The organism is Tenacibaculum aiptasiae, from assembly GCF_008806755.1.
Classification (GTDB): domain Bacteria; phylum Bacteroidota; class Bacteroidia; order Flavobacteriales; family Flavobacteriaceae; genus Polaribacter; species Polaribacter aiptasiae.
The window spans coordinates 308,241-324,595 of record NZ_WAAU01000003.1 but is presented as its reverse complement, the minus strand read 5'-3'; the positions used below and the strand labels follow the sequence as shown (position 1 = coordinate 324,595).

The 16,355-nt window shown below is 29.5% G+C and carries 16 protein-coding genes; 9 read left to right on the top strand and 7 right to left on the bottom strand.

Annotated features, from left to right (window positions below):
- The first annotated feature begins 3 nt into the window (after positions 1-3).
- Together F7018_RS01545 and F7018_RS01540 are read left to right on the top strand one after the other, a co-directional pair.
- A complete protein-coding gene (locus F7018_RS01545) occupies positions 4-1,725 on the top strand; it encodes a helix-turn-helix domain-containing protein (RefSeq protein ID WP_150898215.1) in 1,722 nt (573 codons plus the stop codon).
- Positions 1,726-1,953: 228 nt separating this feature from the next.
- Positions 1,954-2,343, top strand: a complete 390-nt coding sequence (locus F7018_RS01540; RefSeq protein ID WP_150898214.1) for a hypothetical protein — start codon at positions 1,954-1,956, stop codon at positions 2,341-2,343.
- Between the two features lie 120 nt (positions 2,344-2,463).
- Here F7018_RS01540 and F7018_RS01535 read toward each other — a convergent pair whose 3' ends face one another.
- The 3 genes from F7018_RS01535 to F7018_RS01525 form a co-directional block, all read right to left on the bottom strand.
- Positions 2,464-3,117 (bottom strand): HD domain-containing protein, encoded by a 654-nt coding sequence (locus F7018_RS01535; protein WP_150898213.1) that lies wholly within the window; start codon positions 3,115-3,117, stop codon positions 2,464-2,466.
- A gap of 67 nt (positions 3,118-3,184) precedes the next feature.
- Entirely contained in the window at positions 3,185-4,192 is a 1,008-nt protein-coding gene (locus F7018_RS01530) for an aspartate-semialdehyde dehydrogenase (protein WP_150898212.1), read from the bottom strand.
- Positions 4,189-4,686 carry a GNAT family N-acetyltransferase gene (locus F7018_RS01525; RefSeq protein ID WP_150898211.1) on the bottom strand — a complete coding sequence of 166 codons (498 nt, stop codon included), beginning with the start codon at positions 4,684-4,686 and terminating at the stop codon, positions 4,189-4,191. The genes F7018_RS01530 and F7018_RS01525 overlap by 4 nt, the downstream gene beginning before the upstream one ends.
- Before the next feature lie 201 nt (positions 4,687-4,887).
- Between F7018_RS01525 and trhO the strand changes: the two genes are divergently transcribed.
- The 5 genes from trhO (at position 4,888) to dinB (ending at position 8,967) form a co-directional block, all read left to right on the top strand.
- Complete coding sequence (gene trhO / locus F7018_RS01520) at positions 4,888-5,919, top strand: oxygen-dependent tRNA uridine(34) hydroxylase TrhO (RefSeq protein WP_150898210.1); 1,032 nt, start codon at positions 4,888-4,890, stop codon at positions 5,917-5,919.
- Positions 5,919-7,166 (top strand): peptidase U32 family protein, encoded by a 1,248-nt coding sequence (locus tag F7018_RS01515; protein ID WP_150898209.1) that lies wholly within the window; start codon positions 5,919-5,921, stop codon positions 7,164-7,166. Before trhO ends, F7018_RS01515 begins: the two co-directional genes overlap by 1 nt.
- The gene (locus F7018_RS01510; RefSeq protein ID WP_150898208.1) at positions 7,166-7,396 is read left to right on the top strand and encodes a ferredoxin; all 231 of its coding nucleotides are present in this window, start codon (positions 7,166-7,168) and stop codon (positions 7,394-7,396) included. The genes F7018_RS01515 and F7018_RS01510 overlap by 1 nt, the downstream gene beginning before the upstream one ends.
- 80 nt (positions 7,397-7,476) lie before the next feature.
- Positions 7,477-7,875, top strand: a complete 399-nt coding sequence (locus tag F7018_RS01505) for an ACT domain-containing protein (RefSeq protein WP_150898207.1) — start codon at positions 7,477-7,479, stop codon at positions 7,873-7,875.
- A gap of 9 nt (positions 7,876-7,884) precedes the next feature.
- Complete coding sequence (dinB, locus tag F7018_RS01500) at positions 7,885-8,967, top strand: DNA polymerase IV (protein WP_150898206.1); 1,083 nt, start codon at positions 7,885-7,887, stop codon at positions 8,965-8,967.
- On the opposite strand, the gene F7018_RS01495 is transcribed toward dinB, so the two are convergent.
- The 4 genes from F7018_RS01495 to rplU all read right to left on the bottom strand — a co-directional run bounded on the left by F7018_RS01495 (position 8,964) and on the right by rplU (position 12,747).
- The gene (locus tag F7018_RS01495; RefSeq protein WP_150898205.1) at positions 8,964-10,877 is read right to left on the bottom strand and encodes a tetratricopeptide repeat-containing sensor histidine kinase; all 1,914 of its coding nucleotides are present in this window, start codon (positions 10,875-10,877) and stop codon (positions 8,964-8,966) included. The two genes, dinB and F7018_RS01495, sit on opposite strands and share 4 nt — an antisense overlap.
- Before the next feature lies 1 nt (position 10,878).
- Complete coding sequence (locus F7018_RS01490) at positions 10,879-11,616, bottom strand: LytR/AlgR family response regulator transcription factor (RefSeq protein ID WP_150898204.1); 738 nt, start codon at positions 11,614-11,616, stop codon at positions 10,879-10,881.
- Between the two features lie 362 nt (positions 11,617-11,978).
- The gene (gene rpmA / locus F7018_RS01485) at positions 11,979-12,239 is read right to left on the bottom strand and encodes a 50S ribosomal protein L27 (RefSeq protein ID WP_150898203.1); all 261 of its coding nucleotides are present in this window, start codon (positions 12,237-12,239) and stop codon (positions 11,979-11,981) included.
- A gap of 22 nt (positions 12,240-12,261) precedes the next feature.
- A complete protein-coding gene (gene rplU / locus F7018_RS01480; protein ID WP_150898202.1) occupies positions 12,262-12,747 on the bottom strand; it encodes a 50S ribosomal protein L21 in 486 nt (161 codons plus the stop codon).
- A 208-nt stretch (positions 12,748-12,955) separates the two neighbouring features.
- On the opposite strand from rplU, the gene F7018_RS01475 reads away from it, so the two are divergent.
- Together F7018_RS01475 and F7018_RS01470 are read left to right on the top strand one after the other, a co-directional pair.
- Positions 12,956-14,272, top strand: a complete 1,317-nt coding sequence (locus F7018_RS01475) for a M16 family metallopeptidase (protein WP_150898201.1) — start codon at positions 12,956-12,958, stop codon at positions 14,270-14,272.
- A 25-nt stretch (positions 14,273-14,297) separates the two neighbouring features.
- Positions 14,298-16,346, top strand: coding sequence for a M16 family metallopeptidase (locus F7018_RS01470; RefSeq protein WP_150898200.1), 2,049 nt, complete (start codon positions 14,298-14,300; stop codon positions 16,344-16,346).
- Positions 16,347-16,355: the final 9 nt, after the last annotated feature.

Below are 16,355 nucleotides of genomic sequence, written 5' to 3'. Positions count from 1 at the left end.
CATATGACATTAAAGAAAACTCTTTTTCTAATTCTTTTTCTCTTTAGCTATAGTTTTTTTGCACAAAAAACTATTGATAGTCTCTATGTAAAAAGTCTAAAAACACTTTCTGATTCTTTAAGAGTAGAGGACGGGAGTAGAGAAAGAGTTCTTTTAATGAACAAAATGTTAGTTCTTGCCGAAGAACAAAAAGACACCTTTAGAACAATTCTTCTATTGCATAGAATTGCTAGGCAAAGTCAATTCATTAATGAGCATTACACATCTATTAAATCTTATAAAAGAGAATTAGATTTATACAACAAATATCAATTTAGCAAGAAAGAAAAAAAAGCCATACTCTTAGCTAAAATAACTCCTATAGAAATACAAGTACAACTTGGAAACAGTTATGCTGCCATAGGAGAAACTAAAATAGGGTTGGACTATTATTCTATTGGTGAAGCCATCGCTGAAAAAGAAGACTTAGGTTTTTATAAAGCTGTAATACCTGTTTTAATTGGCGGAATGAATAATACTGCAGGGGAATATGAAGAAGCTATAAAACAGTATAAAAAAGGCTTACAACTTATAGAATCTGCAAAAGATATAGATGAAATAAATAGGAAATTCAATAGCTCACTCACTATTGTAAGCATCAGTGACTCTTATCTTAAACTAAAAAAATTAGATTCAGCTAATTTTTATTTAAATAAAGGAATTGAAAAACACTTAGATACCATTAATGATGTTATTCGATTAAACTACTTGTCTCAAAAAAGTAAAATCTTAATTGCTGAAAATAAAAACGAAGAGGCTTTAATTGTATTAGAAAAGTTAAAAGATTTAAGTCATAAATACGATACAAATTCAGGAGAAACGTACTACTATAAAGAATTAGCTGAGGCCAATAGTAATTTAAAAAACTATGATAAGGCAATAGCTATAATGCTTAAAGGTATTGACAAAATAAAAAACAAAACCAAAGAATTCAATTTAGTAGAAGACTATAAAAAACTTGCTAAAATTTATAAAAAAGCTGGAAACATTGAAAAATCAAATGAGTATTTTGAAAAATATGTTTTAAATCAAACTGCATTAGAAAAAAACAGAAAACATATTGTAGACTCTTTTCATAAAAAGAAAATTTCTGATTTAGAAACAGCTAAACAAAAGCAACAAAATAAAACTTCTCTTTTACTTATAGGAGGCTCTTTTGTCATTGCACTTTTGCTACTTTTCTTATTTATTACATCAAAAAGAAGAGCAAAAACTACCAAGAGGTTTAATGAATTATTGACTAAAATAGAATCTTTAGAAAAACAACAAACTCTTGTAGACACTAAAGACATTTCATTAGAAGAAAAGAATACTACTTCAGATATTAATCAAGAAACTTTTAATGAGATTTTAGCTGGCTTACAAAAAATAGAAGAACAGCATTATTATTTAAAACAAGAATGTAATTCATATAACGTAGCAAAGAAAATAAAAACAAACACTTCGTATTTATCGAAAGTAATCAATGCGCATTATCAGAAAAACTTTAATACATACATAAACGATTTAAGAATTAATTATATCATTTTAAAATTAAAAGAAAGTAGCAAATTTAGATCCTATTCTATTCAATCAATTTCAGAAGAAATAGGTTATAAAAGTCCAGATTCTTTTACCAAATACTTTAAAAAAAGAACTGGTTTATTACCTTCTGTTTATATCAAAAAATTGAATTCTATTTCTTAAATCAACATCAAAAAGACGCTACAAAAGCCCTAAATTTATAAATTTGGGGCTTTTTCATTTTTGAGACCTTTCTTTTTTTAAAAACACATCAAACAACTATAAAACAACAACTTAACAAGAGAAAACACAACCCTATTTTCCTAAAACTGGGTATACTTTACTTGGAATAGCTCTTTTAAAGTAGAATCTTTGTATCAGCAACTAAGCTCATATAAAATTTATTGAGAAATGAAAAAATCAACAAGAACTTTAATTGTTATCATCTCATTCTTATTACTTGGAGGACTATTTGGTTACACAGTAGCTTCCTCAATAAAAAGTTCTAATAAGTCTGATAAAATTTTCCAAACATTAAAAGAAAATTGCGATTGTAAAGAGGTTAACCAAATCATTTATGCAAAAGGAATTCAGTTTGGGGAAAATGGTCTTTCAACTGAAAAAGGAGAATACCAATTAGTTGACTGCAATTTTGAATCAGTAGAAGCTGAAGCTAAAAGAATTCAATCTTTATTAGAATCTGAAATAAAGGGTTTTAAAGAAATAGACTTATTAGAGTTAGAATTTATTAACCAAAACGAAAGTAAAGTAGTCTTAATAAAAAAAGGAATCATTAAATAAAACCGAACATCATGATAATTATAATAACAACCATCATTTTAGAAATAGCACAATTACTATTAAATTTAGTATTAACGATATTTTAAATACAGGATTATTCGATACTATCTTAAAAGTTAATTAAACAGTTCCATCCCATTCATTATAGAACTGTTGTAAAAATTGCTCCATAAACTCATGTCTTTTTGTTGCAATACTTTTACCTGTAGCTGTATTCATTTTATCTTTTAACAACAATAGTTTTTCATAAAAGTGATTTATCGTTGGTGCTGTAGACTTTTTATATTCTTCTTTGGTCATGTTTAGATTTGGAAGAATACTTGGATTATATAACTCTCTATTTTTATAACCTCCGTAGTTAAAACAACGAGCTATTCCTATAGCACCTATTGCATCTAATCTATCAGCATCTTGAATAACTTCTAATTCTGGCGATGTGAACTTTTGTTCGAAATTACCTCCTTTAAAAGATATATTTTGAATAATCTTTTCAACATGAACAATTATTGCTTCACTTACATTTTGAGACTCTAAAAATACTCGTGCCTTTTTAGGACCAACAGTTTCATCCCCATTATAAAACTTACTATCGGCAATATCATGTAATAAAGCACCTAAAGCCACTATGAATTCATCTACTTTTTCCGTCTTTGCTATTAATAATGCATTTTTATATACTCGTTCTACATGAAAATAATCATGTCCTCCCTCTGCTCCTTTCAAAGTTTCTTTTACAAACTCAATAGTATCCTGTATAATTTGCGCTCTATTCATAGGTTCAAAAATAAAAAACCTGCATTTAAATAAATACAGGTTTTGAAAAATTATGTTCGAATTACTTTTAAGCTGTAACTTCTTTCCCTATTAAGTTATTAGCTACTAAATATTCAGCTATTTGAATTGTATTTGTAGCTGCCCCTTTTCGTAAATTATCAGAAACAATCCACATATTTAAACTATTTGGTTGCGATAAATCTCTTCTAATTCTACCTACAAAAACTTCATCTTTTCCTTCAGAATAGAACGGCATAGGGTATACATTATTCTCAATATCATCTTGTACAACAACTCCATCTGTTTCAGATAAAATTTTGCGAATATCCTCTACCTCAAAATGATTTTCAAACTCAATATTTACAGCCTCACTATGACCACCTACAACAGGTATTCTTACTGATGTAGCTGTAATACCAATACTAGGGTCGTTTAAAATCTTATGAGTTTCTCTTACCAATTTTAATTCCTCTTTAGTATAACCTGCTTCCTCAAAAACATCACAATGAGGTAATACATTTTTATGAATTTGATGCGGATATGCTGTTTCCCCCTCTATTCCTTTAGATTCATTTTCTAATTGTTGAACAGCTTTAACTCCTGTTCCTGTAATTGACTGATAGGTAGAAATTACCAAACGTTTGATACCATATTTTTTATGCAATGGCGCCAAAGCTAAAACCATTTGAATTGTAGAACAATTTGGATTTGCTATAATTTTATCATTCTCCGTTAATTCAGAAGCATTAATTTCTGGTACTACTAGTTTTTTAGTAGTATCCATTCTCCATGCCGAAGAATTATCAATTACAGTTGTTCCAGCCTCTGCAAATTTAGGAGCCCATTCTAATGATGTACTTCCTCCTGCAGAAAACAACGCTACATCTGGCTTCATAGAAACAGCGGTTTCTAATCCAACAATGGTATAATTTGTTCCTTTAAACTCAATTTGTTTTCCAACTGAACGTTCTGATGCTACAGGAATTAATTCTGTTACAGGAAAGTTACGTTCTGCTAACACTTGTAACATTACATTACCTACCATTCCGGTAGCTCCTACTACTGCTACTCTCATTTATTATTATTATTTACGGTAAGTTGCCAATAACCAACATCTACCCATTTATTAAACTTATATCCAACTTCTTTAAAATGTGCTACTTTGGTAAAACCAAACTTTTCATGCAAAGCAACACTTGCTTTATTAGGCAATGATATTCCACCTATTAACACATGAAAACCTTTTTCAATTAACACTCTAATTAAATTATTGTACAACTGAGAACCTATTCCTTTACCTCCAACATTAACATCTAAGTAAATAGAAACTTCAGCTGTTTTACCATATGCACTTCTTGTATTCCAAAAATTTCCATGTGCATAACCTACAATTCTATTATTTTCTTCAAAAACAAACCAAGGAAAATCCTTTGTTATTTTTTCTATTTTATTTTTAAAGTAAGTTACAGAAACAGGTTCCTCTACAAACGTAGCAATATGACTTACAACATAGTAATTGTAAATATTAGTTATTGCTTCAGCATCATTTATAGTTACACTTCGTATCATTTCTTTGAAATACTAGTACAAAGGTTCAAAAAAATGAGATTAGTTGTATCTGTTTTACCGCTAAATTTTCTCAAAAATTTGAATTCCTATCAATTTGATACTAAATGTATTATTTTAAACATAAAAAATAAAAATTATGTACTTTTGCAGCGATTTTTAAAAAAGATCATAACATATTTTGTTTAACTAAAAAAGTATAGCATGCAACTGTACAATAAGTTAAGCGCAAGTGAACGCGCTGCATTAATAGACGAAGCGGGAAAAGACCGTTTGACAATTTCATTCTATCAATATTTTAAGATAGAAAATCCAACCTTATTTAGAAACAAATTATTCCTAGAATGGAACGAATTAGATGTATTAGGTAGAACCTATGTGTCTTATGAAGGTATAAATGCTCAAATCTCTGTTCCTGCAGAAAATTTCCTAGCTTTAAAAGAACAATTAGATAACATTTCTTTCTTAAAAGATATTCGTTTAAATGTTGCCGTAGAGCAGGACAATAAGTCGTTTTTAAAATTAAAGGTAAAGGTTCGTAATAAAATTGTAGCTGACGGATTAAACGATGATACTTTTGATGTAACGAATAAAGGAGTTCACTTATCGGCTAAAGAGTTTAACGAAATGTTAGCAAATCCAAACACTGTATGTGTTGATATGCGTAACCATTATGAAAGTGAAATAGGGCATTTCGAAGGAGCTGTAACTCCAGATGTAGACACATTTAGAGACTCTTTAGATATTATTGAAGAAGATTTAAAAGATCATAAAGAAGATAAAAACCTATTAATGTATTGTACTGGTGGTATTCGTTGTGAAAAAGCATCAGCTTATTACAAGCATAAAGGTTTTAAAAACGTATTCCAATTAGAAGGAGGAATTATAGAATATACTCGTCAAGTAAAAGCAGAAGGGTTAGAAAATAAATTCAAAGGAAAGAATTTTGTTTTCGATCATAGACGTGCTGAACGTATTTCTGAAGATGTAATTTCTAATTGTCATCAATGTGGAAAACCATGCGACACACATACCAATTGTGCAAACGAAGGTTGTCACTTATTGTTTATTCAATGTGACGAATGTGCTGAGCAAATGGAAAATACTTGTTCTTCTGAATGTCAAGAAATTATCCATTTACCTTATGAAGAGCAAAAAGCTTTACGTAAAGGTAAACATGCTAGCAATAAAATATTTAAAAAAGGGCGTTCTGAAGCTTTAAAATATAAGAAGTAATGCAAAAAATTGAACTAATGGCACCTGCTGGTAATTTTGAATCGTTACAAGCAGCGTTAGACAATGGATGTGATTCTGTGTATTTTGGTGTCGAACAATTAAATATGCGAGCTAGAGCGTCTATTAATTTTACTCTTGACGATTTAGAAGAAATTTCACAAAGATGTAAAGAGAAAAATGTTCGTACTTATTTAACCTTAAACACTATTGTTTACGATCATGATTTATCAATTGTAAAAACATTGATAAAAAGAGCAAAAGAAGCAGATATTACTGCAGTAATTGCTATGGATCAAGCAGTAATTGCTATGGCAAGAGCTGAAGGAATGGAAGTTCATATTTCTACACAAATAAATATTACAAATATTGAAACTGTAAAGTTTTATGCAATGTTTGCCGATACGGTTGTATTGAGTAGAGAACTTAGTTTACGTCAAGTAAAAAAGATTACCGAGCAAATAGAAAAAGAAGAAATTAAAGGTCCTTCAGGTCGTTTACTTGAAATAGAAATTTTTGGACATGGTGCATTATGCATGGCTGTTTCAGGTAAATGCTATATGAGTTTACACTCTCACAATTCTTCAGCAAACAGAGGTGCTTGCAAGCAAAATTGTCGTAAAAAATATACGGTAATTGATCAAGAATCAGGATTTGAAATGGAGTTAGATAACGAGTATATCATGTCTCCAAAAGATTTATGTACAATTGATTTCTTAGATCAGGTTGCCGATGCTGGGATTAAAGTATTAAAAATTGAAGGTAGAGGAAGAGCTCCAGAATATGTTGCTAAAGTAATTAAATGTTATCGTGATGCTATTGATAGCTTATCCAATGGTACTTATGATAAAGAGAAAGTAATTAGCTGGATGCAAGAACTAGAAAAAGTATATAATCGCGGTTTTTGGAATGGATATTATTTAGGACAAAAATTAGGAGAATGGAGTAAAGAACCAGGTTCTCATGCCACTCAAAAGAAAGTATACTTAGGTAAAGGGGTTCATTATTTCCAAAAAGCTCAAGTTGGTGAATTTAAAATTGAAGCTTACGATGTAAATGTAGGTGATACAATTTTAATTACAGGTCCAACTACAGGAGCAAAAGAAATGGAGCTAAAACAAATGTTTGTAAATGATGCTCCTGCTGAAAAAGCTACTAAAGGTGATGAAGTAACGATGAAATTAGATTTTAAAATTCGCTCTTCAGATAAGTTATATAAAATTGTAAAAACCGAATTTGCACAAGCCTAATGGTAGTAGTTACTTTACAAAGAAAAAAATGTATTGGTTGTAATTATTGTGTAGAGGTAGCTCCAGCACAATTTCAGATGTCGAAAAAAGATGGAAAATCAGTTCTTTTACATTCTTCTGAAAAAAAAGGTTTTTTCACAATAAAAACTCACGATGATTCTATTTACGAAGCATCATATGAAGCCAAAAAGGCTTGCCCTGTTAAAATTATAGAAGTAAAACAACTCTAAATACTTATTACTATATATCAAAGCTCTCTTCTGAGAGCTTTTTTATTTTAAATAATGTAATTTTATACTAAATAATTTAAATGTCTGGAGAAAAGAATTTAACTACCTTAATTAAAGAAATGAAACCTTTTGTTAATAAAGGGGAGTATGTTTTTACTACAGTTTCAAACACTTCAAATATTGACAAAGAAGAAATTATTAGTCTTTTTAAAGAGCAAGAAGGTGTAACACTTATTCTAAAAAAGTCTGTTGCCGACAATTTAAATCTACCATATAGCTTTATAGCTTCTTGGATTACTTTAAAAATACATTCAGCTCTAGACGCCGTAGGGCTCACAGCTGCTTTTTCAACAGAGCTTGCAAAAAACAACATTAGCTGTAATGTTGTTGCCGGCTATTATCACGATCATATTTTTGTTGCAAAAAAAGATGAAGCTAAAACCATCGAAGTATTAACAAATCTTTCTAATAGTTTTTAGTTTTGTAAAATGGAATTACAACCACCATATCGTAAAATTATTCATGTAGATATGGATGCTTTTTATGCATCGGTAGAGCAACTAGATAATCCTGATTTAAGGAATAAACCTGTTGCTGTTGGTGGAAGTGAAATTAGAGGGGTTGTTTCTGCTGCTAGCTACGAAGCCAGAAAATATGGTGTCCGTTCTGCCATGAGTGGAGTACTTGCTAAAAGAAAATGTCCACACATAATCTTTGTCCCTCCTAGGTTTGACAGATACAAAGAAATTTCTTCTAAGATTAGAAAAATATTTTATGATTATACAGATTTAGTAGAACCTCTTTCTCTTGACGAAGCTTACTTAGATGTTACTGAAAATAAAAAAGGAATTTTATCTGCCAGTTTAATTGCAGAAGAAATAAGAAAACGTATCTGGGATGAACTAGAATTAAGAGCTTCTGCTGGGATTTCTATAAATAAGTTTATAGCAAAAGTCGCTTCAGACATTAACAAGCCAAACGGTCAAAAAACTATAAACCCTGAAGAAGTAATTAGTTTTTTAGAAGAATTACCTATCAATAAATTTTACGGCGTTGGAAAAGTAACTGCTGCTAAAATGCATAATCTAGGAATTTTCACAGGTTTAGATTTAAAGAAAAAATCAATAGAAGAGCTTTCTAAACTATTTGGAAAGTCTGGCTTACATTATTATAATATTGTTAGAGGGATTCACAATAGCCAAGTAAAACCTAATAGAATAAGAAAATCTATAGCAGCCGAACGTACTTTTAATGAAAATTTATCTTCTGAAGTGTTTATGCTAGAACGTTTAGATAAAATTGCTGATGAATTAGAGCGCAGAATGAAAAAGTCGAATACTAAAGGTAAAACCATTACTTTAAAAATAAAATATAGCGACTTTACCCAACAGACTCGAAGCAAAACTACCAACCATTATATTTATCAAAAAAGAGACTTTTACCCTATAATTAAGGAATTATTATTTCAAGAAACTTTAAAAAATTCTGTTCGTTTATTAGGAATTTCTTTTAGTAATTTAAATACCGAAAAGAAAGAACCAATTTGGGTACAACTAAAATTTAATTTTTAGATTATTGGAAGCCTTAAAGTAACTCTTGTTCCAATAGATTGGCCTTTTTCATCAACCAAATCTATATAAACTAAAGAAAAATCATTTTGATATTGATTAGCGAAGTTTTTCAACCTTTCCGTAGTTAATTCTATTCCTATAGAATCTCTATTCAGGGATTTGTTTTTTTTAATTTTTAAAGCTGCATCTCTTCCTATTCCATTATCTGATATATCAATTTGAATAAACTCATCCGAAATTTTTTCTACTGATAACTCTACTTTTTTACTCCCTTTTTTTGAAGACAATCCATGCCAAATAGAATTTTCTAAAAACGGCTGTAATATTAATGGAGGTATTTTTATTCTCTCTAACTCTAAATCAGGACTAATATTTTCCTCATATTCTATTTCATTTGAAAACCTAATATTTTCAATACTCATATACAAGTTCATCGTTTTTAACTCTTCTCCCAGTGTTACCTCTTTTACTCTAGAAGAATCTAAAATACTACGAATTAACTTTGAAAACTTATTTAAATAATAAACCGCATTCTTTTGTTCATTATTGATAATATAAAGCTTAATAGAATTCAGAGCATTGAACACAAAATGTGGGTTCATTTGAATTCTTAATGCTTCTTGCTCTAAAAGTAAAATTTGCTTATCATTTTTTAACAAACGTTGTCTATATATTGAATATAATAAAACACCAAATAAAGCTATAGAAACCAAAGCTATAATTAGAATATTACGATTTCTTGTAAGTTTTAACTTACCTATTTCATTTTGCTTTGCAAGATCTTTAATTTTATTACTCTTAACTTCATTATCGTACTTGCTAATTAAGCTATTTACATAACGAATATTTTTAGCATTGAATGTCTTTTTTTCTAATTCAATTGCCATTTTGTAATACTCTAAAGACTTCTTGTATTTCTTTTGTTTTTGATATAGTTCAGATAAATGATCATAAGACACTGTTAAACTCGAAGGAATATTATTCTTCAAAGATATTCTTAGCGCTTTATTGATGTAAATTTTAGCCTCATTTAATCTATTCAATTTTAAAAGAGCACACCCTAAAGTATTGTACACTTCAGACAAGTAATACCTATTCCCTATAGATTCAGCAAGCTCAACAACCTCCTTAATATACTTATGAGCTTCTTCGTATTTAGATTGTTTAATTAAAATACCACTTATACTATTATGGCAAATTACTTTTCCTAACTGATCTTTATTTAGATTATTATATTTTAATGATTTTTGATAGTTGTCTAAAGCTTGATTTAGGTCTCCGATGTGTTTATAAGCATAACCAATATTTTGGTGATTAATCGCCAATCCTCTTTTATCATCTAAGTCCTTTTGAATAGCTATAGACTTACTAAATTTCTCTAGTGCTTTTTCATATTGTTTTAAAGCTAAATAGATATTTCCTAAGCTATTAATTGAAATACTATGACTAATTTTAATATCCTTATTAGGCTTCTCTATTTTTGAAATAATTTCTAAAGCAGATTGATGGTAATTCAGAGCCATCCTTATTTTATCTTGCCTTCTATAAACAACACCTAATTGATTTAATGTTACTACTTCCGCCTCAACACTTTTAATCTCTTTAGCTAATTCTAAAGCTTCTTTATATCTTTTTATTGCTTTATTATATTCTGTAACATTTCTATGAGATCGCCCTTGGACATTTTTGGCAAAAATCTGACCTAAGATATAATCGTTTTTTTTACTTTCATTTAAAAGTAAGTTTAATTCTTCACTAGTAAATCGAACTCTTTTGAAATGCTTTTGAAGCTCGAAATAATTAGTCTCTTTTATTTCAATAGCTTTAACTATTAAACTATCAACATTTTTTTGAGACAAACATATAATGCTGAACAAAAAGAATAATATTAATGTGAAGATTTTTTTCATCCTAAAACTTTTCTAACAGATCCGATTTTCGTTGTCTTGATACAGGGATTTTATGATTGTTTTCAATAATTACATAACCATCAGACTTTAAAAACTCTTTAATTTTATTTAAGTTAATGATGTAGGAATTATGAATTCTAAAAAAATGTTCTTCAGGTAACAGTAAATTAATTTCTTTTAATTTTTTAGTAACTACTATTTTCTTATTATTTGTAGTATGAATTGAGCAATAATTACCGTCAGATTCAACAAATAATATTTCAAATTGCTCTAAAAAAATAAGTTTACCATCTGTATTTATTGTTATTTTCCTTCTATTGAATTTTTTATTGAAGCTTGAAAGTATTTTTTCAAACTTATCATCATAATTATTGTTTTTTGAATAATGCTTTTTTATCCTGTTCAACGTTTCTTCCAAGTCATCAGTATCTATAGGTTTTAGTAAATAATCTATAGCCTGATTTTTTAATGCTTTAATAGCATACTCATTATAAGCGGTAGTTATAACAACAGCAAAGTCTGTTTTTTCTAATTTTTCAAGCAGTTGAAAACCATCCATTGTAGGCATTTCTATATCTAAAAAAAGGCAATCAATAGTGTTTTCGTTTATATATTTTATAGCCTTATCGGCTTCTGTAAATGTTTGTATGATTTCTAAATCATCATTAAAATTCGATAATTCCCACAAAAGACTTTTGATAGCTTTTGGTTCATCATCAACAATAACTGCTTTTAACATAAAGTGGGATTTGCAACCAAATGTAACTTTTATAATTGTAAAATTAAAATCAGGATAAAGCATTTATATATAAAAAAAGGCTTCTTATTCACCTAAAAAAACAAAAGACCAACCATTTACACACTATTTCTTACTATTTATACATATGTTATCGAAAAAAATATATTTTCGCCTCATATTTGTACCATAATACACAAGGGGAATCATTATGATAAATTAGGGGATTAATCAATAATGATATTAAACTAAAAAGCATCACTTTAATAAAGAGATGCTTTTTTATTTGAAATAAGTTTAGTTTATATATAAAAAAAAGCTCAAACAAATTGTTTGAGCTTTTTCTTATTTAATCAAGTAGTTTCTTAAGCCTCGAAAGGAACTATAGAAACATAAGACTTGTTGTCTCTTTTCTTTCTGAATTCAACTACACCATCAACTTTAGCGTGTAAAGTATGATCTTTACCCATGTAAACGTTTTCACCTGGATTGTGAGTTGTTCCTCTTTGACGAACAATAATGTTACCTGCAATAGCAGCTTGTCCTCCAAAAATCTTTACTCCTAGTCGTTTCGATTCTGATTCTCTACCATTCTTCGAACTACCAACACCTTTTTTATGAGCCATTTCTGTAAGTTTTTAAAGTTAATTATTTACTTAATGCTTCAATTAATTCAGCTTTCTTTAAAGAAGTGTATCCAGAAATACCTTTTTCTTTAGCTAAAGCTTTTAATTCTGCAACAGTCATTGAACTAATATCTTTAGATTCAGCTTTAACTTCTGCTTTAGGAGCTTCTTTTTTAGCAGCCGCCTTTTTTACACCAGAAGCAGAAATACCTTCGATTTGAATCTCAGTTAAAGACTGTCTGTGTCCATTTTTCTTTTTGTAACCTTTTCTTCTTTTCTTTTTGAAAACGATTACTTTATCACCTTTTAAGTGACCTAATACCTTAGCAGTTACTCCTGCTCCTTCTATAGCTGGGGCGCCAATAGTTACGTTACCTTTATCTTCAATAAGCATTACGTTATCAAAAGTTACTTTTGATCCTTCTGCCTCTTGTAAACGGTGTACGTATACTTTTTGGTCTTTTGCTACTTTAAATTGCTGCCCTGCTATCTCTACGATTGCGTACATACTTTTTGTTTTGCGTTATATTATTCGCACCTTCTTAATGAAAATGCGGGTGCAAATATACGTTTTTTAACACAGAAAACAACCTATAATACAGAAAATTAATCTTTTAATACTTAATAAGTTAAAAAATATTTTTCCTACTATGTAACAAATACCTTAAATTAACGTCACATATGTCAAAATCAGTCAAGAACTAATAAATTAATTAATGAAAAAAAGTATTTTATCTCTTGCTTCAGCTATGTTATTTGTATTCGCTACAAATGCACAAAAAGTGGAGTTTGAAGAGTACGATTTAAGTAACGGGATGCATGTTATTTTGCATAAAGACAACTCTGCTCCTGTTGTTACAACAGCTGTTATGTACCATGTAGGTGCAAAAGATGAACAACCTGATCGTACAGGTATGGCTCATTTTTTTGAACACTTATTGTTTGAAGGAACTAAAAATATTAAAAAAGGTGATTGGTTTAAAATTGTTTCTTCTAATGGAGGAAAAAACAATGCTAATACTACTGACGATAGAACATATTACTATGAAATATTTCCATCAAATAATTTGGAATTAGGACTATGGATGGAATCTGAAAGGTTATTACATCCAATTATTGGACAAGAAGGTGTAGATACTCAAAATGAGGTTGTAAAAGAAGAAAAGCGTTTGCGTGTAGACAACCAGCCATATTCTCGTTTTTTAGAAAACGTAAAAAAGAATATGTTTAAAAAGCACCCATATAAAGGGACTACAATCGGAAAAATGAAACATTTAGACGATGCTACATTAGAAGAGTTTATTGCTTTTAACAAAAAGTTTTATGTTCCTAATAATGCAACACTAGTGGTTGCTGGAGATATTAATGTAAAACAAGCTAAAAAATGGATAAAGGAATATTTTGAAAGAATCCCTAGAGGAAAAGATATTGAAAGAAATTTCCCTAAAGAAGATCCAATTACTACTCAAATAGAAGCTAAAGCTTACGATCCAAATATTCAGATTCCTGCAATTATGGAAGCTTATAGAACACCATCTATGAAAACACGTGATTCTAGAGTATTAGACATGATATCTTCATATTTAAGCAGTGGAAAAAGTTCAGTTTTATATAAAAAATTAGTTGACAAAAAGAAAATGGCTTTACAAGCAGGAGCTATAAACTTAAGTCAAGAAGACTACGGTACATATATCATTTATGCACTTCCTTTAGGCAAAACTTCATTAAGCGATTTAGTAAAAGAAATTGATGAAGAAGTTGTAAAACTTCAAACAAATTTAATTTCTGAAAAAGATTATCAAAAACTACAAAATAAGTTTGAAAATCAATTTGTAAACTCAAACTCTAGTGTAGAAGGAATTGCAAATTCATTAGCTCGTTATAATGTATTATATGGTGACACAAACCTAATTAACACAGAGATTGACATTTATCGTTCAATTACACGAGAAGAAATTAGAGATGTAGCTAAAAAGTACTTACAAACAAACAAGCGTTTGTTAATGGAATATTTACCAGAAAGTAAAAAGTAACATCAAAAGACAATATAAAAGAATTATGAAGACAAAAATTTTATCATTAGTCGCGATTTTAGCAATGTCTTTTGCTGTAAATGCACAACGCGATTTAAATAAACAACCAAAACCAGGGCCTGCTCCTAAAGTTCAATTAGGTAAAGCCGAAAAATTTAAATTACCTAACGGTTTACAAGTAATTATGGTTGAAAATCATAAATTACCTAGAGCCTCAGCTAGTTTAACTATTGACAACAAACCTGTAGCTGAAGGTTCAAAAGCTGGATTAGCAGATTTAATGGGTGGTTTACTAGGAAATGGAACTACTTCTATTTCTAAAGATGATTTCAACGAAAAAGTAGATTATTTAGGAGCATTTGTGAGCTATAGTAAAGATGGAGCATATGCATCATCATTAAAAAAATACTTTTCTGAAGTATTAGGATTAATGGCAGACGGAGTTAAAAATCCTGTTTTTTCACAAGAAGAATTCGACAAAGCTGTTGCTCGTACTTTAGATGGATTAAAATCTAATGAGAAAAGCGTATCTGCTATCGCTTCTAGAGTTCAAGACGTACTAACCTACGGTAAAAATCATCCTTATGGAGAATTTACAACACCTGAAAGTATCAAAAGTGTTACTTTAGCTGATGTAAAAAACAATTACAATACATACTATCGTCCTAACAATTCTTATTTAGTAATTGTTGGAGATATTAATCCTGCTAAAACAAAAAAATTAGTTACTAAATTATTTAGCGGATGGAAAGCTGGAAATATACCTTCAGCTACTTTACCAAAACCAACAAACCCTACTACTACTGAAATCGATTTTATCGATATGCCAAATGCTGTACAATCTGAAATTGCAGTAATTAACAATATTGATTTAGTATTAGGTGATAAAGATTATTACGCTGCATTATTAGCAAATAACATTTTAGGTGGTGGTGGAACTGCACGTTTATTCATGAATTTACGTGAAGATAAAGGATACACATATGGTTCTTACTCTAGTGTAAGACAAAGTAGAAATGCTGCTACTTTTAGAGCAACAGCTGCTGTTAGAAATATGGTAACAGATAGTTCTGTAGTAGAATTACAAAAAGAAATTAATAAAATTCGCTATCAAAAAGTTAGTCCAGAAGAGCTTAAGAATGCTAAAGCAAAATATATTGGTAATTTTGTAATGGATGTTCAAAAACCTAGAACAGCGGCTAGATATGCCTTAAATATTGCTCGATATAATTTACCTGCCGATTTTTACGAAAATTACTTAGCTAATATTAATGCAGTTACATTAGAGGATGTTCAAAATGCAGCTATTAAGTATTTTAGAGGAGATAAAGCACGTATTATAATTACTGGTAAAGGAATTGATGTTTTAAAGAATTTAGAAAAGAATTCTGACTATAAAATCAATTATTTCGACAAGAAAGGTAACCCTACTACAAAGCCAGAAATGAGCTTACCTATTCCTGCAGGTGTTACAGCAACTACAGTTATAGACAATTACTTTAAAGCTATTGGAGGTAAAAGTAAAGTAGGAAATGTAAAATCTACTATGATTTCTTCTAATGCTAAGCTTCAAGGAATGCAGTTAAGTTTAGTTCAAAAAAATGCAGCACCTAACAAATCATCTGTAGTAGTTTCTGTTATGGGGAATGTTATGCAGAAAATGGTTTTCGACGGAACTAAAGGATATCAAGAAGCTCGTGGACAAAAAAAGGAGCTTGAAGGTAAAGAACTTGAAAAAGCTAAGGGAGAGTCTGCTCCTTTTGCAGATAATGCATATAAGAATGGAAAATTAGAAAGAATCGAGCCTGTTGAAGGAAAGAGCGCATATGTTATTAAATATGGTGATAGTGAAATATTTTACGATACTACTTCTGGACTGAAAATTAAAGAAATAGAAACCATTAAAACTCCTCAAGGAGAAATAAAATCTCCAACTCTATTTTCGGATTACAAGGAAGTAAATGGAATCAAATTTCCTCATAAAGTTACCAGGTCATTTGGACCACAGAAAGTTGACTTTATAATTACAGAAGTAAAAATAAACGAAGGTGTTTCTGACGCTGATTTTAAATAAAAATTTACT

Excerpts from the sequence above, each read along its gene's own strand:
- F7018_RS01545 (WP_150898215.1), top strand. The coding sequence starts at position 4 with ATGACATTAAAGAAAACTCTTTTTCTAATTCTTTTTCTCTTTAGCTAT.
- F7018_RS01540 (WP_150898214.1), top strand. The coding sequence starts at position 1,954 with ATGAAAAAATCAACAAGAACTTTAATTGTTATCATCTCATTCTTATTA.
- F7018_RS01535 (WP_150898213.1), bottom strand. The coding sequence starts at position 3,117 with ATGAATAGAGCGCAAATTATACAGGATACTATTGAGTTTGTAAAAGAA.
- F7018_RS01530 (WP_150898212.1), bottom strand. The coding sequence starts at position 4,192 with ATGAGAGTAGCAGTAGTAGGAGCTACCGGAATGGTAGGTAATGTAATG.
- F7018_RS01525 (WP_150898211.1), bottom strand. The coding sequence starts at position 4,686 with ATGATACGAAGTGTAACTATAAATGATGCTGAAGCAATAACTAATATT.
- trhO (WP_150898210.1), top strand. The coding sequence starts at position 4,888 with ATGCAACTGTACAATAAGTTAAGCGCAAGTGAACGCGCTGCATTAATA.
- F7018_RS01515 (WP_150898209.1), top strand. The coding sequence starts at position 5,919 with ATGCAAAAAATTGAACTAATGGCACCTGCTGGTAATTTTGAATCGTTA.
- F7018_RS01510 (WP_150898208.1), top strand. The coding sequence starts at position 7,166 with ATGGTAGTAGTTACTTTACAAAGAAAAAAATGTATTGGTTGTAATTAT.
- F7018_RS01505 (WP_150898207.1), top strand. The coding sequence starts at position 7,477 with ATGTCTGGAGAAAAGAATTTAACTACCTTAATTAAAGAAATGAAACCT.
- dinB (WP_150898206.1), top strand. The coding sequence starts at position 7,885 with ATGGAATTACAACCACCATATCGTAAAATTATTCATGTAGATATGGAT.
- F7018_RS01495 (WP_150898205.1), bottom strand. The coding sequence starts at position 10,877 with ATGAAAAAAATCTTCACATTAATATTATTCTTTTTGTTCAGCATTATA.
- F7018_RS01490 (WP_150898204.1), bottom strand. The coding sequence starts at position 11,616 with ATGTTAAAAGCAGTTATTGTTGATGATGAACCAAAAGCTATCAAAAGT.
- rpmA (WP_150898203.1), bottom strand. The coding sequence starts at position 12,239 with ATGGCTCATAAAAAAGGTGTTGGTAGTTCGAAGAATGGTAGAGAATCA.
- rplU (WP_150898202.1), bottom strand. The coding sequence starts at position 12,747 with ATGTACGCAATCGTAGAGATAGCAGGGCAGCAATTTAAAGTAGCAAAA.
- F7018_RS01475 (WP_150898201.1), top strand. The coding sequence starts at position 12,956 with ATGAAAAAAAGTATTTTATCTCTTGCTTCAGCTATGTTATTTGTATTC.
- F7018_RS01470 (WP_150898200.1), top strand. The coding sequence starts at position 14,298 with ATGAAGACAAAAATTTTATCATTAGTCGCGATTTTAGCAATGTCTTTT.